Genomic DNA, 20,661 nt, shown 5'->3' on the forward strand with positions numbered 1-20,661 from the left:
ATTCAGCAAGTCAAGCGCGCGGCATCCTCAGCCCGAGCGCCTCGACCATCGCGGGATCGAGCGCGCGCGTGGTGTCGTCCATCATGCCCATGCCGTCGAACAGGTCCCAGAATGCCCAGGGAAAGCCGAATGCCTCGGCGCTCTGCCGGACATCGCCGATGTAGCGGGCGCGGTCCGGGTTGGGCGCGGCTGTGTATCGTGCATCGGTTCGCAACGCGCCGAACTCGCCCATGATGATGCGCTCGCGCGCGATGCGATGGGTCTGCGCCCAGTCACTCACCTGCTTGAGGTAGCGGTCGATGAAGCGGCGGTCGGGCTGCGCATCGAAATAGACCTTTAGCACCTTCTCTGTCTCGGCATAGGCGGCCTTCTTGGCTTCGTTGGACCTCTCGGAATCCTGCGCCATCCTTGTCCTGACAGAGGCCAGCGTTCTTTCCAGCGTCCCGGCGGAGGCTGGCCACGGCACATTGTTCAGCGCCCGGTAGACCGGCTCGCGCATCCACGGCGCGCCTTGATGGCTGAACAGGTAGGGCTCGTAGAAATGGAAGGTGAACAGGATCGGCTCGAAGGCCGCCAGCGGTGCCGGATCGAGCGCGGCGAGGCCCCGCACCATCGAGCCGCAGCCGCCGGTGGCGAGCAGCGGCAGGTTGCGCGCCGAGACTCGAGCCGCGCTCAGCAGAGCCGCCTGCACCTTGGGCCACAGCCCGGAGGAGCAGTCCTGCGGCGGCTCGTTGACCGGCTCCAGCGCTATCCTGCCGGGCGCCATGTCCGCCAGCATGCCGGCCACTTCGCCGACAAAGACCTGGTAGCGCGCGAATTCCGGCGCGCCGGTGCTGGAATACATGCGGTCGGGATTCCAGTAATGCGTGGCGCCGTTGGCTTGTATATTGACGATGACGCCGAGATCGGCGCTGAGCGCTGCCTCGACCGCCGCGCTCAGCATCGCCATGAGGTCGGCGCGCTGGCCCGCGTCGGCGGCCAGGAACGGCCCCGGATCGACAGGCAGGCGGATGAAGTCGAGCCCGCTGGCGCGCAGGCGGGCAAGGTCGGCCGGCGTCGGCACCGGCCGTTGCGACTGGAAAGGCGGCCAGTCATAGTCGGTGCGGGGTGCAGGAAATTCGCGCGTCAGCGCAAACCAGGGCCAGGTATTGACGCCGCGCCTGAAAGGCCATGCCCCGGCGGCACGCGCTGGAAATGACAGTGGCGGAAGCGCGCTCGCCAGCGGCGCTATTGCCGCGACCAGCGCCGCGCCGAGGAGCCGGCGGCGCGACCAGCCGGTCATGCGTGCTTGGCGCGGTCGGCTTTCGCCGGCGCGGCGGTGGTGACGCCGAGTTGCCGCAGCGCTTCCTTCTCGTAGGCAATGAGCACGTCTTCCCAGCGGAAAGCCTCGCGGGCCCGCGTTCGCGCCGCCTTGCTGCAGCGCGCCACCAGCGCGTCGTCGGCCAGCGCCTCGTCGATCCGCTGGCTCAGGCTGTCGGTATCACTGAAGTAAATCGCCGCCTCGCCGGCGACCCAGCGATTGTAGCGGTTGTCATGCGCGATCACCATGTTGCCGGCGGCAAGCGCCTCGACCAGCGAGGGATTGGTGCCGCCCACCGTGTGGCCGTGCATATAGGCGCGCGCGTGATAGCGCAGCGCCTGCACCGTCGCCTGATCGTAGATCGCGCCCGGCATGATCACCGTGCTGCCTGCCGCCGCGCGCACGGCGCGGTGGTAGGGAATGTCGTCGTTGAGCGTGCCGAGCACCACCAGCTTCATGTCGCCGCGATCGCGGCTGCGGAAGGCTTCGATGATCGGCAGGATGTTGTTGTCGGGTTCGATCCGCGCGATCGAGATCAGGTATTTACCGGGTTCGAGCCCGAGCGCGCGAACGGGTTCTTCCGGCGCTGAGGTCACCGGGTCCGCGCCATAGGCGATCGTGGCGATGGCGCCGCGTGGCCGCCTTGTTGCCAGATGGTCGGCGATCGCCGGGTGGTCGGCGATGAGCCGATGCGAGAGCCAGGCGCCGATCCATTCGTTGAGCCAGAACCAACTGCGCGCCGCCGGCCCCCATTTCGGCCGCCGCCACTCGATGCCGTCCATATTGGTGAAGATCTTGCGCCGCATGAGCCTGAGCCAGGTCAGGAACACCGCGCCATTGTAGCCGAGCACCAGGCACACGCCCGGCCGCCTGGCGGCGTCGAGCACGCATTGCCAATCGAATTCCAGTGTCGCGCGGGGACCCTTGGAGGCGACCTCGATGGTGATGAGCTCGATGCCGCGCCAGGTCTCGCTCGTCACCCTTTGCCCGACGCGCTCGACCTCCTTCTGGCAGTAGACGCCGACCTTCCAGCCGCGTCCGGCCAGGAAAAGCGCCAGGCGCTCAGCGAAAGTCTCGAAGCCGCCGTGAGAAGCCGGAATGCCGCGCGTCCCCAGGATCAGGATCGAAGGCTTTTCGATCAGGGTGGAAGGTCGTTCCGGTTTCAAAATAAAGGAATCCCCAGGGTCCGGTCATAGTTGTTGTTACGGCAATGACACGCCCAGCAACTTCCGTGCCAGGGTACCCCCAGGGCGAATATTCACATGAAGGTGTAAAATTTCTCTTCAAGCTACATGGCTTGCTTCATCATCGGTCAACTTTCGCGACGTATCTGTATCGATATGGGGCACGGCTGGGGTTCGTGGGTCGCGGCCGGACATTCGAGACCTGGCATGATCCTTGCTCCCGGCCTGCAGTGGCCATCGCCGGGTAGAGCGGCGTGCGGATTTGGCATGAAGTTCCTTCCGCGCTTTGAAAGGTCCGGTGCTGAGCGGACTCGGGGTGCAAGGTGGAAAGATAGCAATGCGCATAGCCTGCGTTCATCAGGGCTACGAGCTCTATGGTTCGGACCGCAGCTTCGCGGAGAGCGTGGCTGCGCTGCGCGCCGCGTTTCCGGCCGCCGAGATCGAGGTCGTGCTGCCGCGCGAGGGACCGATTGTCGATATCCTCAAGCCGCATGCCAGCCGCATCGTGTTCGAGCCGCTCTGGGTGCTCAGGCGCCAGGCGATGCTCAAGCTCGCCACCGTCGAGATGGCGCGGTTGCCGACGGCGCTCTGGCGCGCCTGGCGGCGCATGCGGGGCAGCGACCTGACCTACATCAACACCTCGATCATCGCCGACTATGCGCTGGCCGCGCGTCTCCTGCCGCGCAAGGCGCTGCTGCACATCCATGAGATTCCCGAGGGCATCCTGCGCAAGGTGCTTGTCGCGCTGATGCGCTGGAGCAAGGCGGATCTCATCTTCAACTCGCGCGCAACGCGCGCCACCTTCGGCGATCCGCCGGCCCTCGATGCCAAGGGGCGGCGCACGCATGTCGTCTATAACGGCGTTGCCGGTCCCGTCGCGGCACTGCCGATGACTTATGACGGCAACCGGCCGCTCAAGGTCCTGCTGCTTGGCCGCGTCAACCGCATAAAGGGGCAGGAGGTGCTGCTCGACGCCGTCGCCTCGCTCCCCGCCGAGTTGCGCGACCGTGTCGAGGTCCGCCTCGTCGGTGGCGCCTTCGAAAGCGTCGAGCGCGAGCAGGCGTTGGCCGAGTTGGTTGGGCGCATGGGCCTGACAGGGCATGTCGAGGTGCTGCCTTTCGTCTCCGACCCAACTAACCATTATCGCTGGGCCGACATCGTCGCGGTGCCGTCGCGCCGCCCGGAATCGCTCGGCCGCGTGGCCATCGAAGCGATGGGCTGGGGACGGCCGCCGCTGGTCTCGGCGATCGGCGGACTGGTGGAAGTGGTGGCCGACGGCGAGACCGGCTGGCATGTGTCGCCGGGCGACGCGGCCGCCCTCGCCGGCAAGCTCGGCGAGATCATCCTGCGGCCGGATCTGTGGCGCGGCTTCGCCGCTGCCGGTCGCGCGCGCTACGAGGCGCTCTTCAGCGAGCCGATCGCCGCCGCCGCGATCGTGGCGATCGTGGCCGACAAGCTGAAGGCGACGCTGCCGCGGCAGGGGCGGGCGCGTGTCGCCCGCGAGGCGGAGACGAGCCCGTGAAGTTCACCTTCCCGGCCCATCTGGTGCGGCGCCTCATGTTGATGATTGGCGGCGAGGCGATGCAGAGCGGTTTCCATTTCGCCCTGAACATCGCGCTGCTGCATCTTTTGTCCGCCGAAGGTTATGGGCTCTTCGCGCTGGCCATGGTGATGGGCGGCGTCGGCTTGTCCTATATCCGCTCGCTCACCGCCGTTCCCGCCACCATATGGATGAGCAAAAGCGCCAACAGCGCCGGCGTCGACGCCTACGACGTGACCTTCGGATCGGCGGCGCTTGTGGTGGCGCTGCTGATGGGATTGGGCACCGGGCTGCTGATGCGCCTCCTGGGCGACCCGAGCGGCATCGGCGCCGCCTGCTTCGTCGGGGCCTGGTCGCTGCGCAGCCATATGCGCACCGCCTTCTTCGCGCGCCGCATGCAGCTCGTCGTCTCCATCAGCGACGCGGCGTTCACGATCGCGGGCATTGGGCTCGCAGGAGCGGCGATCTGGTTCTTTGCGGACGCGCTTCAGGTCACCTTCTACGCGCTTGCCGTGGCCAATGTGGTCGGCATCGCCGTGCTGGTGAGACTGGCGCGCCGCAGGCTGCGTATCTCCTTTCGCGCGCCGACCTTGCGGCGCTATGCAAAGCTCTGGCCGCAGCTTCGCTGGTCGGGGTTCAGCGCCACAACCACCAACATCCAGGGGCAATGCCTGGCCCTGCTGGTCGCCGGCATCGCCGGACCCGCGGCCTATGCGCCGCTGGCGGCGGTGCTGGTGCTGTTTGCGCCGCTGCGCATCTCCAGCCTTGCCTTCTCCAACATGACCCAGCCGGAACTCGCAAAGCTGGTGCGCAACAAGGAGTTCGACCGCGTGTGGACGCAGGCCAAGATCTGGGCGCTCGTCATGGGGCTCGGCAGCCTGGCCTATGGTTGCGGCATCCTGCTCATCCTGCCGATGATTAAATCCCAGGCGCTGCAGCATGCCTCGGTCGGGTTGATCGGACTTTTCGCCATCGCCAACTTCGTGCCGATCATGGCCTATATCATGCCGCGCGTGGTCCTCGAGATCCTTGGCGATTTCCGCATCGTCGCCTTCATCACCATGGCCGGCGCGATTATCGGGCTGGCGGCGATCGGGATTCTGTTGACCGTCGCCCCGTCGACATGGTCGCTGGCCGGAGCCGCGGTCTCCGAGATCTTCGTGCTAGTGGCCTCATGGTATTTCGCTGCTCACCGTATGTGGAATTCCAAGCACCCGAACGAGCAGTGCCCCAGCGTGTTCGGCGCCTGGCGCCGCGCGGCCACGCTGGCAGTGCAGAGACGATAGGAGAATGATGTGGCAAGCCAGGCAATGCCGATGGCCGCGATGACGACCGGCTTGGCCGGCGATGAGGCTGCAGTGCACGCCGCCGGCGGCGCTTATGTGGCGCAGCTGCACACCAGCCTCGAAGCGGTCAAACCGCTCTGGCGGCGTCTCGAGACAGAGGGCGTGTGCACCGGCCACCAGCATTTCGCCTGGGCCGAAGGGATCGTCGAAGGGCTTGTGCCGCCAAAAGCCGATCTTGCCATCGTCGAGGTGAGCGACGCCGCCACGGGCGAGCCGAGGATGCTGGTGCCGTTGATGCGGCGCCGCGCATTCCAGCATTGGGTGATCGAGTGGCTGAGCTGCGGGGTGTGCGATTATTCCGCGCCGTTGCTCGCCGACGCGACGCCCTGGACCAGGCAATCAGCCGAGGCCGCATGGGCGGCGGTGCTTTCCGTGCTGCCGCCGGCCGACCGCATCCACATCGTCGGTATCCCGAAACAGATCGGCGGCATAGCCAATCCCCTGGCGCTGCTTTCTCCGGCGCGCGATTCCATACATTCCCACTACGGCATCGCCATGGATGGCGATGCCGAAACCGTCGTCAAGCGCATCTGTCGCCCGTCCTTCGTCAAGGCGCTCAACAAGGACCTGCGCCGGCTCGATCGCAATGGCGGCCTGGCCCTGGTCGAGGCCGACACGTCAGCCCTGGTGGATTCCACCTTCGACAAGCTGGTCGAGATGCGGCTCAGCCGTTTTCGCGAGCTCGGCCGCTTCGATCTGCTGGCGCAGCCGCCGGTCGTCGATTTCTACCGCAAGGCCGCGCATCGCGGCCTGACTGACGGTTCGGTGCGGATCTTCGGCCTGCGCGCCGGCGACGTCATGGTCGCGGTCCAATATCTGGCGGTCCATCTGGGCACCCTGCACGCACTGCTGGTCGCGATCGACCAGGGCGCGGTTCCCAATGTCTCGCCGGGACTTTGCATCATGGGCGAGCTGATCAGATGGGGGCGCGGGCAGGGGTTCGACTATTTCGACCTGTCGGTCGGCAATCAGAGCTACAAGGAACACATGGGCGCAGTGAAGTCGGTTCTGTCCGAACTTTGCTACGGCATCACGCCGAAGGGCATGGCGGCGAGCGAGGCCATCAAATACCGTGGCTGGGGCGTGGCTTTCGTGCGCGCCAACCCGCGCCTGTTCAAGGTCGCGCAGGAGGCGATGCAGCGCTGGCGGCGGCTGCGTGCGGGGCGGTGAATGGGCCGCCTTCACCCGGCAAATTGACTCACATCCCGCTCTCCGCCATCCTTATGGGCAGCCGCTATCGGAGCGGCAGCGTGCTCGAGTGAGGCCATGGCCAGTCCCGTTGCCAGAGAAAAGTCCCGCCGCGCCGCGGTGAAGACCGCGCTTGAGCGCCACAAGGTCTATGTCACCGCGCAGCGCTTCTCCGGCGGCTCCTACAGCGCCCGCGTGCTGGTCGACGGCGAGGCCTACTGGGTCGACGAGTTCCGGCTTTCGCAACTGAGGCAAGGGCTGACGCCGGCGGAGCTGGAGCTGACGCCGGCCGCCGACGATTGATCCCGCTCCCTTGCTCCGCATCGATGTAGAAAAATCCGAGATGCTGGCGGGACAGCACCCCCCTCTGTCCTGCCGGACATCTCCCCCTCTAGGGGGGAGATTGGCTGTCACGCCGGCTTTCGCCAATCGCCGACGTTGTAAGGGAAGCGCGAACGCGCGGTCTGCTAATCTCCCTGGAGGGGGAGATGTCCGGCAGGACAGAGGGGGGCGCGAAGGAACGAGGCGGTTGCCACTGTCCGCTCTGCGCCTCGGCGTCTGACTCATGCCCGCCAATCTCAAACCCTACCGCGCGAAGCGCGAATTCTCCCGCACCCCCGAACCGGCAGGCACCCTGTCCGCCGGTGCCGGCAACCGCTTTGTCGTTCACAAGCACCACGCCACCGCCGACCATTACGATCTGCGCCTGGAAGTCGGCGGCGTGCTCAAAAGCTGGGCGGTGCCGCGCGGGCCCTCGCTCAATCCGGCCGACAAGCGCCTCGCCGTCGAGACAGAGGACCATCCGATCGAATATATCGATTTCGAGGGCGTCATCCCCGAGGGCGAATATGGCGGCGGGCCGATGATCGTTTGGGACACCGGTACCTGGGCGCCGATGGAGGATGTCGAGAAAAGCCTCAGGACCGGCGCGTTCAAGTTCCGGCTGGCCGGGCAAAAACTCAATGGCGGCTGGATGCTGACCCGGCTGAAGCCGAAGCCGGGCGAGGATGAGAACAAGAAGAACTGGCTGCTCTTCAAAGAGCGCGACCTCGCCTCCGATACAAAGCTCGACATTCTCGAGGCGCGCCCGGAAAGCGTAAAGACCGGCCGCCGCATCGAGGAACTGGCGGCGCCGCCGAGGAAGCGCGAGCGCCTGCCGCCGAAAGCCGGCTCGCTCAAACCGGGCGTGCTGCCCGGCGCAATTAGGGCTGAGCCACCCGCCCGCATCGAGCCGCAACTCGCCAGCCAGGTGCCGAAGCCGCCGGGCGGCACGAGCGTTGCCGAGGACACGGGCGAGCTCTGGTTGCATGAGATAAAGTTCGACGGCTACCGCACCATGGCGCATGTCGTGGGCGGCGAGGTGCGGTTGATCACCCGCGGCGGCATCGACTGGACGAAACGCTATGGCGATCTGCCGCAGGCCTTTTCGCGGCTGCCGATCGCCCAAGCGATCATCGACGGCGAGATCATGGTGCTCGACGACAAGGGCATCTCGCGCTTCGCGCTGCTGCAGGACGCGCTGGCCGAGGGCGCCGGCTCCAAATTGCATTTCTACGCCTTCGACCTGCTCCATCTCGACGGCTGGGATCTGCGCAAGGTGCCGCTGCAGAAGCGCAAAGCCCTGCTCGCCGAGCTGCTCGCCGGTCAGCCCGCCAATTCCGCCATCCAGTACAGCGACCATGTCGAGGGCGACGGCCAGGGCCTGTACGATCAGGCTTCGGACCTTGGGCTGGAAGGTGTCGTCTCCAAGCGCGCCGATGCAATCTACCAGAGCGGCCGCACCAAGAACTGGACCAAGGCCAAGGCGCAGAAGACGGACGATTTCGTCATCGCCGGCTATACCGTTTCCGACCAGGCGGAAGGGCTGGCGGCGCTCGGCATGGCTGAGTTCGAAAATGGTGAACTGCACTATCGCGGCAAGGTCGGCACCGGTTTCGACGCAGACATGGCGACGGACCTGCTCGCCCGTCTGGAGCGGCTGACCGCCGGCGCGACCCCGCCCGAAGGCGTGCCGCGCGAGATCATGCGCGAGATGCATTGGGTGAAGCCGCTGCTGTCGGCACGCGTCCGCTATTCGAACCGCACCGCCGATAATGCGATCCGGCACGGCGTCTTCCGCGGGTTGCGCGATATCGGCGGGCTGACCACGCCGGTGCCGGTCAAGCGAAAACGGCTGATCGCCGAATCCGACCTCGCCACCATCTGGGTCACCAATCCGGAGCGGCGGCTATTCGGTAGGACCGGGCCAACAAAACTCGACATCGCGGTGTATTACGCGCTGGTCGGCGATTTCATGCTGCCGCATATCATCGGCCGACCGGTGTCACTGGTGCGCTGCCCGACCGGCAAGCCGCAGGACTGCTTCTTCCAGCGCCACGCCTTCACCGGCATGCCGCCTTCAGTTGCCGTGTTCGAGTCGATCAATTCGGAAGGCGAGACAAAAACCTATCTCTCGGTCGAGGACGCCAAGGGCTATCTGGCGCTGGCGCAATTCGGCGTGGTGGAATTCCACACCTGGGGCACGCACCGGTCAAAACTCGACAAGCCCGACCAGATCGTCTTCGACCTCGACCCGGGCGAGGGGATTTCCTGGCGCGAGGTGGTTGAAGCCGCGGTCCACATCAAGGCCGGGCTGGAGAGCCTGGGACTGGTCCCATTCGCCAAAACCTCCGGCGGCAAGGGCATCCACATCACCGTGCCGGTGACGCGCAAGCAGAACTGGAAGAAGCTGCACCAGGCTTCGAGCGCGATTTCCACTTTGCTGGCGGCAAGCGCGCCCGACACCTTCACCACCACGATGGGCAAGGAAAACCGCAAGAAGCGCATCTTCATCGACTTCCACCGCAACGCCCGCGGTCACACCTCCGCCGCGCCCTATTCGCTGCGGGCCCGCACCAATCTGCCGGCCTCGACGCCGGTGAGCTGGATCGACCTGGAGACGATCGACGCGCCGGAGGACCTGAACTACGCCTCGCTGCCGGGGCTGTTGGAGACATCCGGCGATCCCTGGGCGGAGATCGACGAGACGGCGAGAGATTTGCCGGTGGTTGAGCGCTAGTTCCTCGCCCCCGGGAGAGGTGGCCGCGTAGCGGCCGGAGAGGGGGCAGCGCCAACGTATGTGATCGAGGCGCCAAAAGATATTCAGCTCCGCGCCATTCCCCCTCTCCGTCTCGGCTTCGCCGAGCCACCTCTCCCCCGCCTCCGCGGGGGCGAGGAACGGCGTCAGGGCATCGACGCTTTCTACAATTTGAATTATTCTCCGCGCCAACCGTCCCCAGAACGTTTCGCTAGGAATTCGGCAGTACAATCAGGGGTCGGTGTAGGATTTCCACGGCGCTGATCGTCCTACGGACGAAGCGCTCCAAAGAGCATGGTCCTAAAAAGGCCGGAACCGGTTTTGGACAAGACCATGCTCCAACATAGTGTCAGTGCATGGCCGCGTAGGAGTTCATCATGGCGCCCAGGGCAAGTTGGAAAGGTTACCTCAAGCTCAGCCTCGTCAGCTGTCCGGTCCGGCTTTACCCGGCCACCAGCGCGAGCGAGCGCATTTCGTTCAATCAGCTGCACAAGAAGACGCACAACCGCATCAATATGAAACCGGTCGATCCCGAGCTTGGCCTTGTCGAGCGCTCGGACCTGGTGCGCGGCTACGAATATGAGGACAAGCAGTACATCATCATCGATGATGCCGACCTCGATGCGGTCCGGATCGAATCCAACCACACGATGAACATCGAGGCCTTCGTCGACGAGGACGAGGTCGACGTCATCTACCAGGACGCGCCCTATTATCTCGCGCCCGACGGCGCCATGGCGGAGGAAACCTTCGCGGTGCTGCGCGAGGCGATGCGCAAGTCCGGCAAGCTGGCGATCGCCCGCCTGGTGCTCTCCAGCCGCGAGCGCGTGGTGACGATCGGCCCGCGCGAGAACGGCATGTTCGTCTGCACCTTGAGAAACCCCAACGAAGTGCGCGGCACGGCTGAATATTTCGGCAACATCCCGGCCGGCAAGCCGGATCCGGAAATGCTCGAGCTGGCCCAGGCGTTGATAAAGCAGAAGGAAACCCACTTCGATCCGAAGAACTACGAGGATCGCTACGAGGTGGCGCTGATGGCGATGATCCGCGAGAAGCTGAAGGGCCACAAGCCGATCATCGCGGCTGCGCCCGAGCGCGGCAATGTCATCAACCTGATGGATGCGCTGAAGGCGAGCCTGTCGCAGCAGGCGAAACCCCCGGCCAAGTCGAAGAGCAAGGCCGAGGAAGCGCCGGCGAAGCCGTCCAAGAAGGCGGCCGCGGGCGGTGCGCCTGAGAACCCGCTGAAGGCGAACCTGTTGAAGGCTGTCGGCAAGAGCAAGAAGTGACGGGAAATGCCGGGCCAGTGATCGTTCCAGGCGCCGTCTTCGGCGTCATCGGCGCGCTGGCAGCCTTTCCATTGCGGCTCGCCGCGCGCGAGGTCGGGCGCCGCCATGCGGAGCTGAGGCGCGGCGTCACGCGCCGCACCACGCACGTCGTGTTCGGCCGCGCGCTTCTCGCCAAGGCGGCGAAATCCGGCGATGCCGAGATCGAGCGCCGTGTGAAGGCGGAGCGCGAAGCAGGCCGCCAACTCATCAGCGAGAACGGCTTCCTGCGCCTGCTTGGACTGATGAAGGCGCCCGATGCCTCGTCGCTCTCCAGGCAATCGCTCGTCGACCAGTCGCGGCTTGGCGGCGACGATCTCGACATGCTGTCACTGTTCGACGCCTTCGAGCATGATGGCGAACCTTACTCTTTCCGAGACCTGATCCTGGCCCGCAAATATGCCGGGCTGATCGCCAGCGGTGCCAGCTGGGGCGCGATCGCGCGCTCCGTGCATCGCTCCGGCCCGGTCGCCTCGCTCACGGCAAAATCGCTCAATCTCGGCTCGCAGCATGGCCGCCCGGATGCGATCTATCTCGACGAAGGCAGGAGCGAGCTCGACGGCCAGCTTTTGTTCGACCTCGGTTCACCCGAGGATGACACGCTGGAGGAATTGTTCGCCGAGGCCGAGATGGCAGAAGAGGAGGGGCGCCACGACGATGCGGCCGCGCTCTACCAGCGTTGCCTGGCGATCGATCCCAAGGATGCGATTGCCGCCTTCAACCGCGCCAATTGCCTGCGCGGCGCCGGCCGGGTTACCGAAGCCGCGCATGATTATGCCCGCGCGATAAAGCTCGACCCCGGTTTCGTCGAGGCCTGGTTCAACCTCGCCGGCCTGATGAGCGACGAGGGCAAGGTGGCATCGGCAAGGCGCCATCTGCAAAAGGCGATCGCGCTCGACAGGGCCTATGCCGACCCGGTGTTCAACCTGGCTCGGCTGGAATTCGATGCGGGTAATCTGATGGAGGCCCGCCGGTTGTGGGTCCGCTATCTGGAATTGGATGCCGAGTCCGAATGGGCGCGGACTGCGCAGAAGGGAATCCAGTTCGTGGACCTGCACATGGCGCGCACGGCGGGGTGAGCGCCTTTTCCTTCTCCCCTTGTGGGAGAAGGTGGATCGGCGCGCCAGCGCCGAGACGGATGAGGGGTGCTGGAAGGAATGAGACGTTGGTGACCTTGTCGCAAGTAGGAGTATTGAAGGGCGTATCCGCCAACCTGGAGCACCCCTCATCCGTCCGAGCTTCGCTCGGCCACCTTCTCCCACAAGGGGAGAAGGAGAGATTGGCGCTCCCATGACCCACTTCCTCTTCGACGGCTTCGACACCGCCCCCGTCACCATCCTGCTCGCCCACGGCGCCGGCGCGCCGATGGATTCCGCGTCGATGGCCGCCACCGCCAAGGCGCTCGCCGCCGCCGGCTTTCAGGTCGCACGCTTCGAGTTCCACTATATGGCCGCGCGCCGCTACGGCCATCGCAAGCCGCCGCCGCGCGCCGAAACAGTGAACCCGGAATATGTGAAGGCGATCGCCGATCTGCGCGCCAAGGGCATGACCGGAAAGCTGATCATAGGTGGCAAGTCGATGGGCGGCCGCGTCGCCTCCATGGTCGCCGACGAGATGTTCGCCAAGGGCGAGATCGCCGGGCTCGTCTGCATCGGCTATCCGTTCCATCCGCCGGGCAAGCCGGAGCAATTGCGGACGAAGCATCTGATCAACTTGAAGACGCCGACGCTGATCTTCCAGGGCACGCGCGACGAGTTCGGCACCAAAGAAGAAGTTGCGACCTACGGCCTTTCCTCGGCTATAGAGGTGGTTTGGCTGGAGGACGGCGACCACGATCTGAAACCGCGCAAGGCGATCTCGGGCTTTTCGACGGGCGATCATCTGAAGACGGTGGCGGAGACGATCAAAATCCGGATGACGGACTGACTACGCCGCCAAGTCTGCCGAGATTCAGGTCAGGCCGAGTTGAAAATGGTGGTTTCCGAGAACCGGAGCGGAGCGTACTTAAAGTACGTGCGCACCGGAAGCGCAGGAAGCCGCCATTTGCAGGCCGGCATCACCTGAATATCGACAGACTTGATGAAACTCGCCACCTTCAACATCAACAACGTCAACACCCGGCTGGACAACCTGCTGGCTTGGCTCGCCAAGGCAAAGCCCGACGTCGTCTGCCTGCAGGAGTTGAAGGCGCGCGACACGCAGTTTCCGCTGACCCGGCTCGCCAATGCCGGCTATGGCGCTGTGTGGAAGGGCGAGCCGACCTGGAATGGCGTCGCGATCCTCGCGCGCGGCGCCGAGCCGGTGCTGACACGCGATGCGCTGCCCGGCGACGATGCCGACCGCCAGGCGCGCTACATCGAGGCGGCGGTCGACGGCGTTGTCATCGCCTGCCTCTACGCGCCGAACGGCAATCCTCGACCGGGGCCGAAATTCGACTACAAGCTCGCCTGGCACGACCGCTTTGCCGCGCATGTGGGTGAGCTCCTCGACACCGGCCTGCCGGTGGCGCTCGCCGGCGACTTCAACATCGTGCCCGAGCCGCGCGACATCTATGAGACCCGCTCCTATGACGACAACGCGCTGGTGCAACCCGAAAGCCGCGCCGCCTTCGCCGCGCTGATCGCGCAGGGCTGGACAGACGCGTTGCGAAAGGTTTTTCCCAAGGAGGAGAGGCTCTATACTTTCTGGGACTATCGCCGGAACCGCTGGCCGCGCGACGCCGGCCTGAGGCTCGACCACATTCTGTTGTCGAAGAAGCTCGCTCGAAAACTGAAAGGGGCGGGCATCGACCGCGAAGTGCGGGGAGGGGACAATCCAAGCGACCACGCGCCGGTCTGGGTGGAGTTGGCAACCTGACCTTCTCCCACAAGGTGAGAAGGGAAAGCTGGCGCTGTCCCGCCAGCATCTCAATCCTGACTCATCCATCGCAATGACTTGCGGCATCGATGCCCAACGCTAATCTGCTGCAAACTTGGATGGGGGACAATTTCATGCACGCGGTCTTGAACGGCGATCTCCAGCCATCGCCTCTACGCCATGACTGACACCGCCCTCGTCGCGCTTATCTCAGTCCTCGTCCTTGCCGGCGCCATCGCTCTCATTGCGATCGCACTGCGCTGGCGCCGCAAGCGCCGCAGGGCGCGCGGCAATCCCGATCCGGCGGGCGACTACGCGCCGCGCGCTCACTGGGCGCCGACATCCGGCAAGCTCAACTTCTCGTCCTTCGTCTACATGGATGTCGACGGCGACGGGGCCTATGGTCAAGCCGACCGGCCGATGGCGGGCATCGTGGTGCGGCTCTATGACGAGCGCGGCATTTTCCTGGCTTCGGCGCGCAGCAACGCCGCCGGTTTCGCCAATTTCCCGATGTCGTCGAAGCGCCGCAGCGCGGCGATCCAGCGGCCCGGCAGCTACCGCTTTTCCGTCTCGGTGCCACCCGGCTGGCGCGCCAGCAGCGCCAACCAGGACCAGGCGGTGCGTATCGCGAACGCCCCAGGATCCATGGTCGGCCTCATCGGCGAGGCGTTGCCGAAGCCGGTCGGGCTCGCGCCGGGGCGGACGTTGAACGGCAGGACGCCGGTCGCGACGGGCGTCACGCTGTCGGTCATGGGCAAAGGTCAGTTGCTTGAGAACCGGGCGCTGCCGGCCGACGCGGCCTTCCGCTTCCCGCTCGGCGTCGAGGCCGATGAAATCGTCATTGCCGGTTCGGGGCTCGACCGAAGGCTCAAGCTGTCGGCTTACCCGGTCGATCTCGGCCTGTTGGCGCGCGGCGCGCTCGCGCCCGACGCTGCACTCAACGCCATCGGCTTCGACGACATAACCCCGCGCGGCCTGTGCAAGGTGCCGTCCGGCCATGCCGGGCTCGACTGGCGCAATCTCAACGCCATGGCGCGCGACCACACCGCCAACAGCGAGGGCTATGTCAACGGCAATGTCTCGGGCGCCTACATCGCCTATACCAGCAGCGGCCATCCGGCCGAGTTCGGTCGCGCCACACCCTTCGGCTTCCACTCGGTGATGCTGACCGCGGCCTGGCTGGCCTCGGAAGGCGAGACCGCGCTTGTCGAAAGCTGGTTAGGGGAGGAGCTGATCGCCAGCGATGAGATCGCGCTGTCGGCGCTAGCACCGGTTCAATACGCGCCCATGCTGCAGGCGGTGACGCGTGTCCGCATCTCCACCAGACACCACTGGCAGGCCGTGCTCGACGATCTGATCGTGGCGCTTTGACATATGCCGGCCAAAGCACGGCAATTCTTGCGAGTTCTCAAGCAAGACTAACCCGCGCCGCCTGAAGGCCTGTGCAAGGCGCCTTTGGCTCAGAATACGACGGAAGCTGCGCCGTTAGCGGTGATTGCCGAAAGCCTATCCTTCTTGACCAGCGTCGGCCTCACATAGGTCTTCCTCATCCACGCTCTCCCGAAAATTCCGCCGCATGATCTCATACGCGCGTCTGCCGTCAAGCAAACGCCCGGGCAAGGCTTCCCCGTTGCGTATTCCTGCTACTGACTGAAATTATATCGTCAGGTAGCGCCATTGGTGATGGCGAGCGACGGACTTGCCACCACCGTCGAAAGCTTGCCCTTGCGGACGAGAATCGGCTTCTCGTAAATCTTTTTCATCCCAAATTTCCCCCGTTAATCAGTGCCGGCAAAAGCACCGATGATTTCATCAAACCGGCGAAGGCAGCGAACCCGCCACAACCGCTGAAAGCTTACCCTTGCGGATCAAAACCGGCTTCTCGTAAGTCTTCTTCATAAGATTGCTCTCCTAGAAATCCCCGGCGGATAATCTCACATAGGCAATTTCTGTCAATCACCGGCTCCAGCGGGCTGTTCTGCTCCCGGGATAGCGTTCTACTGATAGAGCCGCCGCCCAATAGTGGGCGACCGCGCCGGCCGGAACCGGATGCGAAGGATATCGCCCGGCGAAGCTGTGTGACGTCTTGCACTTAGCCTTGGCCGCAAGCTCGGCTAGGATGCCGGGGCCGGCCTGCTGCCGGTTGCAAGGCGGCGGAGTGGCGATGGGGGGAGACCGATGAAGAGATCGACCGAAAGGCTGCTGGCGCTGGCGATGCTGATCGTCGGCATTGCCTGTTTCGCCAAGCTCTATGCGGCGCTGGGCGGCAGGCCGCCGGCGACGGCGCGCCTGGAAGTCTTCGGCGCGGCCGGCGTGCTGTCGGTCCTTGCCGGGCTGCTTTTCCTCGCCGGGCTGCTGCCGGCCGCCGAGCATCCGCCCGCTCCTTTGTTCGGCCGCGACGCCGGGATCGCGCCGGCCGGCCATCCGCGGCTGCGCCGCGCAGCGCTCGCTTTGCCGCTGTTGGCCCTGATCGTCATCGTCGCCGACCAGTTCGGTTGGCGGGCGCCGGGCGCCGAACCGGCGAAGGAAGTCGCCACCGCGCCGGCAGATCCGGCGCCTCGATCGCCCAAACCGAGGCCCGAGCCGGAGGCGAGCGCAAAGCCAAACACGCCTGAGGCGAGCGTCGAGCAAGCCGCGCCCGCACCCGCACAGCAAGAGGCTGCAAAGCCCCCGTTGCCCGAGCCGGTTGCGGCTCCCGTTCAGCCGGCGCCGACAGCCGCTCCACCGGCCGAGTCCGCGCCGCCGCGGCCTGCCCAGCCGGCAGAGCCGGTCCAGCCAACCCAGCAGACGGCGCTCGCTCCCGCAACGCCGCCGCAGACGGTGGCGCCGCCTCCACCGGCGCCTCCGGCCCAGCCGACCGCGCTGGAAGGCCACCGCGACGCCGTCGTCTGGCTGGCGGTGTCGGCCGACGGCCACCAGATCATGAGCGCCAGCACCGACCGCATGATCAAGCTCTGGGATATCGAGGGCAAGCGGCTGATCCGCGACCTTGGTGAGCACAAGGACATGGCGCGCAGCGCGCTTTTCATGCCCGATGGCAAGACCGTGCTCACCGCCGGCGACGACGGCGAAATCGTGCTGCGCCAGCTGTCCGACGGCACGGTGCTGCACGTCTTCTCCTCAGGGGCGAACGGCGGCGTCAGGCAACTGAAGATAAGCCTGGACGGCAAGCTCGCCGTTAGCGGTCACGACACCGGTTCCGTCGTCGTTTGGGACCTGGGGAAGGAAGCGGTCTTGCATGTGCTGCCGGGCCACGACTGGTCGGTGAGTTCCGTCGCCATCTCGCCCGACGGCACCAGGGCGCTCACCGGCAGCATCGACGGTGAGCTGAAACTCTGGGATATCGTTTCGGGCAAGCAACTGCGCAGCTGGCTCGGCCACGAGCGAGGCGCCTATGGCGCGGTCTTCCTGGCCGATGGCCACCACGCGGTGACCGGCAGCGGCGATTACACGATAAAGCTTTGGGACCTCGACACCTTCAAGGAGGTCCGCCGCTTCGAGGGGCATTCCGGCACGGTCTATGCGCTGGCCTTGTCGGCCGACGGCAAGCGCCTCGGCTCCGTCTCGCTCGACGGAACCGCGCGGATCTGGAACGTGGACACGGGCGCCGAGATCGCCGAATTCGACCCCGGCACTGGTCCCATGTACGCGGTCGCCTTCGCCGCCGACGGCACGCTATTGACCGGCGGCATCGACGGCGCCATCCGCGACTGGCCGGCGGCGGGCGGGGATGGCACGGTGCTGTTTGCCGGGGCGCCGGAGTGAGTGTGACGTTGGAGGTGGGCGAAAAGCGGCCTCGACAGCCGATCTCGCCCAAGTGGGGAAAAATGCCCGGCAGAGCAGATGGGGCGCCACGAACGGCGCCTGTTAGAAGGAGACCTGTACAAGGACTGTCCGAGCAGCCATCGTCGCCGCATGAGCAACACTGCCGAATCCACTTATTTTGTCCTGCAGCAGATCGATCCTGCGACCGGTTCGGCTATCGCTGAGGCTCGAATCCGGGTCTTGGACCTGAAAAAGCTTGGCGCGGTTCTGGGTTGCGGCAACACACAACTCTCAGGCTCATGGGAATTGGACCCGGGAGATATTCAAAGGCTGGGCGCGATATGCATCCCACCTCGCGAGCTTGATCCGATGCTCAATCGCATCGAGCCCTGGCATCCAATCCGCGAGACACCGTATCTCGTTCACACGAATTTCGAGCTGCCGCTGATGCTTGAAGGTCGCAAGCCTCTGGCGGTGTTCCAAGACGCCTATCCGGTGGAGTGGTTGACGGAAATGCTGGCCCGCTTCGACCCGTTCGTCCGTTCGGGTCGGTTGGTGCGCCGCATAATCGACACGCCCTTCACCGAGGCCGAGCGCGCCCGCTTCCCAAAGTTCGAAAGATGGCGGCGCGCCTTCTTCGTACTCCCCGGCGAAGAATGGCGAATAGACGCATATCTGCTGGCATCGAAAGTCTCCGCCAAGACCGGCTGGAACGAAGCCCTCGAACGGATGGAGGGCTCGCTTCTCGGCTATGAGGATTGGCAGAATGATTGGTGGGTTGAGCGTAGAGCACGAGGGCGAGAGGCGGGCATTCGTCCGGAAAAATGAATAGCGCCCTTGGATTACCTGACAGGCCGGCTGGACAGCCCCCCTGGCCTGCCGGGCATCTCCCCGCAAGGAGGAAGATTGGCAGTTCCTGCGACGGCACCCTCTCTGCAGCGTCGCCGATTGACGAAGCCGTCGCGACATCCAATCTCCCCCTTGCGGGGTAGATGCCCGGCAGGGCAGAGGGGGGGTGTGACGGAACGCAGCTTCTGTAAGGGAATTCGATCCCCATCATGCTCCACCTCGTCGAAGCCTCGATCGCCGATCTGCGCCGCGCGCTGGAAGATGGCACAGTCACCAGCGTCGAGCTTGTCGCTGCGTATCTGCGGCGCATCGCCCATTACGACCGCCACGGCATCGCGCTCAACGCCGTGCCCATCCTCAACCCGAAGATGTTCGAGGAGGCCGAAGCGTCCGACCGGCGCCGGCGCGAGGGCAAGACGCTCGGATCGCTCGACGGCATCCCCTACACCGCCAAGGATAGCTACAAGGCGACGGGCCTGACGGTTGCCGCCGGCTCGCCGGCCTTCGAGCATCTCGTCGCTACGGAAGACGCCTTCACCATCGCCCGGCTACGCGCGGGCGGCGCGGTGCTGGTTGGCCTCACCAACATGCCGCCGATGGCCAATGGCGGCATGCAGCGCGGCGTCTATGGTCGCGCCGAAAGTCCGTATAACAAGGATTTCCTCACCGCCGCCTTCGCCTCCGGCTCGTCCAACGGCTCGGGCACCGCGACCGCAGCCAGTTTCGCCGCCTTCGGGCTCGGCGAAGAAACGTGGTCGTCCGGGCGCGCGCCTGCCTCCAACAACGCGCTGGTCGCCTACACGCCTTCGCGCGGCGTGATCTCGGTGCGCGGCAACTGGCCTTTGGTGCCGACCATGGATGTGGTGGTGCCGCATACGCGCACCATTCCCGACATGCTGGAGCTGCTCGACGTCATCGTCGCCGACGATGCCGAGACGCGCGGCGATTTCTGGCGCGTGCAGCCCTGGGTGCAAAACCCGAAAGCCTCGGCGCTGCGGCCAGCGAGCTACACCACGCTTGCCGTGCAGGGTGCGCTCAAGGGCAAGCGGCTCGGCGTGCCGAAAATGTATATCGGCAAGGATGACGGCGCGGAGCGCCCGATCGAGACGCGCGCCTCGGTACTTGAGCTCTGGCGGCAGGCGGCGCGCGACCTTGAATCACTCGGCGCCGAGGTGGGCGAGGTCGATTTCCCTGTCGTCTCCAACTACGAACGCGACCGGCCGGGCGCGCTGTCGATGGTCGACCGCGGCCTTGTGCCGCCGGAATTCGCCGAACGCGAGATCTGGGACCTGTCCATCTGGTCCTGGGACGATTTCCTGCGCGCCAATGCCGATCCGGCCATCCCCGATCTCGCTTCGGTCGACGGCGCAAAGATCTTCCCGCAGCCGCCGGGCACGTTGCGCGATCGCTATGGCGATGCCGATTTCGATCTGGCGCAGTATGTCGAGCGGGCGAAGCGGGGCGTGGCGCCGCTCGTGGACATTCCCACCATCGAGGCGGGCCTGAAGGGCCTGGAAACAACGCGCCGCGCCGACTTCGAAGACTGGCTCGATGCCAACCGGCTCGACGCCGTGGTGCTGCCGGCGGTCGCCGATGTCGGCCCGGCCGATGCCGACGTCGACGAGGCTTCCGCACGGCTTGCCTGGCGAAACGGCACCTGGGTCGCCAACGGCAATCTGGTCTGGCGGCATCTCGGCATCCCGACCGTGACAGTGCCGATGGGCACTATGGCCGATATCGGCATGCCGGTCGGCCTCACCTTCGCCGGCAAGGCTTATGACGACGTGGCGTTGTTGAGGATCGCCGGCGACTACGAGCGCGCCACGAAGCGCCGCACCGCACCGCCGCGCACCCCGCCGCTGGCCGATGATGTGTTCGAGGCCAGGGGCGCGGCAAGTCGTGTTGGCGATGCCCCGCTCACGCTGGCGCTCACGGCTGAGACGACCCGCGCCGGCGACACCGATGAGATCGCGATCGCGCTGGAGACCGGCGACGCGGCGGTGGTGAAAGTCCACGTCAACGGCGAGCCGGTTTCCATGCAAGGCAGCGCTAACCGATTCACCGGTCGCGTGATCGTACCGGCCACGACCCATCAAGGCTTCCACAGCGTCTGGCGCGGCGCCTATGGTTCCATCGTCACGGCCATTGTGAGGTCGCCGGATGGGCGCGTCAGCGGGGCGTATAGGCTGACGGGTGGGATTGGATAGCTTCCTCCCCCACAAGCGGAGAGGAGAA

Annotated in this window: 17 protein-coding genes; 13 read left to right on the forward strand and 4 right to left on the reverse strand. The window is 65.6% G+C overall.

Features of this window, described 5'->3' with window-relative positions:
• Positions 1-10: 10 nt before the first annotated feature.
• Positions 11-1,282 carry a glycoside hydrolase family 5 protein gene (locus LB523_RS05510; RefSeq protein ID WP_224601358.1) on the reverse strand — a complete coding sequence of 424 codons (1,272 nt, stop codon included), beginning with the start codon at positions 1,280-1,282 and terminating at the stop codon, positions 11-13.
• Positions 1,279-2,466, reverse strand: coding sequence for a DUF1972 domain-containing protein (locus LB523_RS05515; RefSeq protein ID WP_224601360.1), 1,188 nt, complete (start codon positions 2,464-2,466; stop codon positions 1,279-1,281). The genes LB523_RS05510 and LB523_RS05515 overlap by 4 nt, the downstream gene beginning before the upstream one ends.
• A 355-nt stretch (positions 2,467-2,821) precedes the next feature.
• Here LB523_RS05515 and LB523_RS05520 point away from each other — a divergent pair, with 355 nt between their 5' ends.
• The 10 genes from LB523_RS05520 to LB523_RS05565 all read left to right on the forward strand — a co-directional run bounded on the left by LB523_RS05520 (position 2,822) and on the right by LB523_RS05565 (position 15,183).
• Complete coding sequence (locus tag LB523_RS05520; RefSeq protein ID WP_224601362.1) at positions 2,822-4,006, forward strand: glycosyltransferase family 4 protein; 1,185 nt, start codon at positions 2,822-2,824, stop codon at positions 4,004-4,006.
• Complete coding sequence (locus LB523_RS05525) at positions 4,003-5,310, forward strand: hypothetical protein (RefSeq protein ID WP_224601364.1); 1,308 nt, start codon at positions 4,003-4,005, stop codon at positions 5,308-5,310. Before LB523_RS05520 ends, LB523_RS05525 begins: the two co-directional genes overlap by 4 nt.
• A gap of 9 nt (positions 5,311-5,319) precedes the next feature.
• Positions 5,320-6,540 carry a GNAT family N-acetyltransferase gene (locus LB523_RS05530; RefSeq protein ID WP_224601366.1) on the forward strand — a complete coding sequence of 407 codons (1,221 nt, stop codon included), beginning with the start codon at positions 5,320-5,322 and terminating at the stop codon, positions 6,538-6,540.
• 96 nt (positions 6,541-6,636) lie between these two features.
• On the forward strand, positions 6,637-6,861 hold the full coding sequence (locus LB523_RS05535; protein ID WP_027165877.1) for a hypothetical protein: 225 nt from the start codon (positions 6,637-6,639) through the stop codon (positions 6,859-6,861).
• 262 nt (positions 6,862-7,123) lie between these two features.
• Positions 7,124-9,616 carry a DNA ligase D gene (ligD, locus tag LB523_RS05540; RefSeq protein ID WP_224601368.1) on the forward strand — a complete coding sequence of 831 codons (2,493 nt, stop codon included), beginning with the start codon at positions 7,124-7,126 and terminating at the stop codon, positions 9,614-9,616.
• Between the two features lie 395 nt (positions 9,617-10,011).
• Positions 10,012-10,920 carry a Ku protein gene (locus tag LB523_RS05545; RefSeq protein ID WP_095768347.1) on the forward strand — a complete coding sequence of 303 codons (909 nt, stop codon included), beginning with the start codon at positions 10,012-10,014 and terminating at the stop codon, positions 10,918-10,920.
• A 17-nt stretch (positions 10,921-10,937) separates the two neighbouring features.
• On the forward strand, positions 10,938-12,035 hold the full coding sequence (locus LB523_RS05550; protein WP_411966440.1) for a tetratricopeptide repeat protein: 1,098 nt from the start codon (positions 10,938-10,940) through the stop codon (positions 12,033-12,035).
• Between the two features lie 211 nt (positions 12,036-12,246).
• Positions 12,247-12,882 (forward strand): alpha/beta fold hydrolase, encoded by a 636-nt coding sequence (locus LB523_RS05555; protein WP_224601371.1) that lies wholly within the window; start codon positions 12,247-12,249, stop codon positions 12,880-12,882.
• Positions 12,883-13,035: 153 nt separating this feature from the next.
• Positions 13,036-13,812 (forward strand): exodeoxyribonuclease III, encoded by a 777-nt coding sequence (locus tag LB523_RS05560; RefSeq protein ID WP_224601374.1) that lies wholly within the window; start codon positions 13,036-13,038, stop codon positions 13,810-13,812.
• Positions 13,813-13,992: 180 nt separating this feature from the next.
• Positions 13,993-15,183 (forward strand): hypothetical protein, encoded by a 1,191-nt coding sequence (locus tag LB523_RS05565; RefSeq protein ID WP_224601376.1) that lies wholly within the window; start codon positions 13,993-13,995, stop codon positions 15,181-15,183.
• A gap of 89 nt (positions 15,184-15,272) precedes the next feature.
• Here the strand turns inward: LB523_RS05565 and LB523_RS05570 are convergent, their stop codons facing one another.
• Entirely contained in the window at positions 15,273-15,362 is a 90-nt protein-coding gene (locus LB523_RS05570; RefSeq protein ID WP_095768352.1) for a hypothetical protein, read from the reverse strand.
• A 114-nt stretch (positions 15,363-15,476) separates the two neighbouring features.
• The gene (locus LB523_RS05575; RefSeq protein WP_140840615.1) at positions 15,477-15,575 is read right to left on the reverse strand and encodes a putative RiPP precursor; all 99 of its coding nucleotides are present in this window, start codon (positions 15,573-15,575) and stop codon (positions 15,477-15,479) included.
• Between the two features lie 415 nt (positions 15,576-15,990).
• On the opposite strand from LB523_RS05575, the gene LB523_RS05580 reads away from it, so the two are divergent.
• The 3 genes from LB523_RS05580 to LB523_RS05590 all read left to right on the forward strand — a co-directional run bounded on the left by LB523_RS05580 (position 15,991) and on the right by LB523_RS05590 (position 20,633).
• The gene (locus LB523_RS05580; RefSeq protein WP_224601378.1) at positions 15,991-17,577 is read left to right on the forward strand and encodes a WD40 repeat domain-containing protein; all 1,587 of its coding nucleotides are present in this window, start codon (positions 15,991-15,993) and stop codon (positions 17,575-17,577) included.
• A gap of 150 nt (positions 17,578-17,727) precedes the next feature.
• The gene (locus LB523_RS05585; RefSeq protein WP_224601380.1) at positions 17,728-18,405 is read left to right on the forward strand and encodes a hypothetical protein; all 678 of its coding nucleotides are present in this window, start codon (positions 17,728-17,730) and stop codon (positions 18,403-18,405) included.
• A 230-nt stretch (positions 18,406-18,635) separates the two neighbouring features.
• Positions 18,636-20,633, forward strand: coding sequence for an amidase (locus LB523_RS05590; protein ID WP_224601383.1), 1,998 nt, complete (start codon positions 18,636-18,638; stop codon positions 20,631-20,633).
• Positions 20,634-20,661 lie beyond the last annotated feature (28 nt).

It is taken from the genome of Mesorhizobium sp. ESP-6-4, from assembly GCF_020164735.1.
Lineage (GTDB): Bacteria > Pseudomonadota > Alphaproteobacteria > Rhizobiales > Rhizobiaceae > Mesorhizobium.

What these genes read in the sequence shown, in the direction of transcription:
- LB523_RS05580 (WP_224601378.1), top strand. Translation starts at nt 15,991, where the DNA reads ATGAAGAGATCGACCGAAAGGCTGCTGGCGCTGGCGATGCTGATCGTC.
- LB523_RS05565 (WP_224601376.1), top strand. Translation starts at nt 13,993, where the DNA reads ATGACTGACACCGCCCTCGTCGCGCTTATCTCAGTCCTCGTCCTTGCC.
- LB523_RS05545 (WP_095768347.1), top strand. Translation starts at nt 10,012, where the DNA reads ATGGCGCCCAGGGCAAGTTGGAAAGGTTACCTCAAGCTCAGCCTCGTC.
- LB523_RS05585 (WP_224601380.1), top strand. Translation starts at nt 17,728, where the DNA reads ATGAGCAACACTGCCGAATCCACTTATTTTGTCCTGCAGCAGATCGAT.
- LB523_RS05560 (WP_224601374.1), top strand. Translation starts at nt 13,036, where the DNA reads ATGAAACTCGCCACCTTCAACATCAACAACGTCAACACCCGGCTGGAC.
- LB523_RS05570 (WP_095768352.1), bottom strand. Translation starts at nt 15,362, where the DNA reads ATGAGGAAGACCTATGTGAGGCCGACGCTGGTCAAGAAGGATAGGCTT.
- LB523_RS05590 (WP_224601383.1), top strand. Translation starts at nt 18,636, where the DNA reads ATGCTCCACCTCGTCGAAGCCTCGATCGCCGATCTGCGCCGCGCGCTG.
- LB523_RS05520 (WP_224601362.1), top strand. Translation starts at nt 2,822, where the DNA reads ATGCGCATAGCCTGCGTTCATCAGGGCTACGAGCTCTATGGTTCGGAC.
- LB523_RS05510 (WP_224601358.1), bottom strand. Translation starts at nt 1,282, where the DNA reads ATGACCGGCTGGTCGCGCCGCCGGCTCCTCGGCGCGGCGCTGGTCGCG.
- LB523_RS05535 (WP_027165877.1), top strand. Translation starts at nt 6,637, where the DNA reads ATGGCCAGTCCCGTTGCCAGAGAAAAGTCCCGCCGCGCCGCGGTGAAG.
- LB523_RS05555 (WP_224601371.1), top strand. Translation starts at nt 12,247, where the DNA reads ATGACCCACTTCCTCTTCGACGGCTTCGACACCGCCCCCGTCACCATC.
- ligD (WP_224601368.1), top strand. Translation starts at nt 7,124, where the DNA reads ATGCCCGCCAATCTCAAACCCTACCGCGCGAAGCGCGAATTCTCCCGC.
- LB523_RS05575 (WP_140840615.1), bottom strand. Translation starts at nt 15,575, where the DNA reads ATGAAAAAGATTTACGAGAAGCCGATTCTCGTCCGCAAGGGCAAGCTT.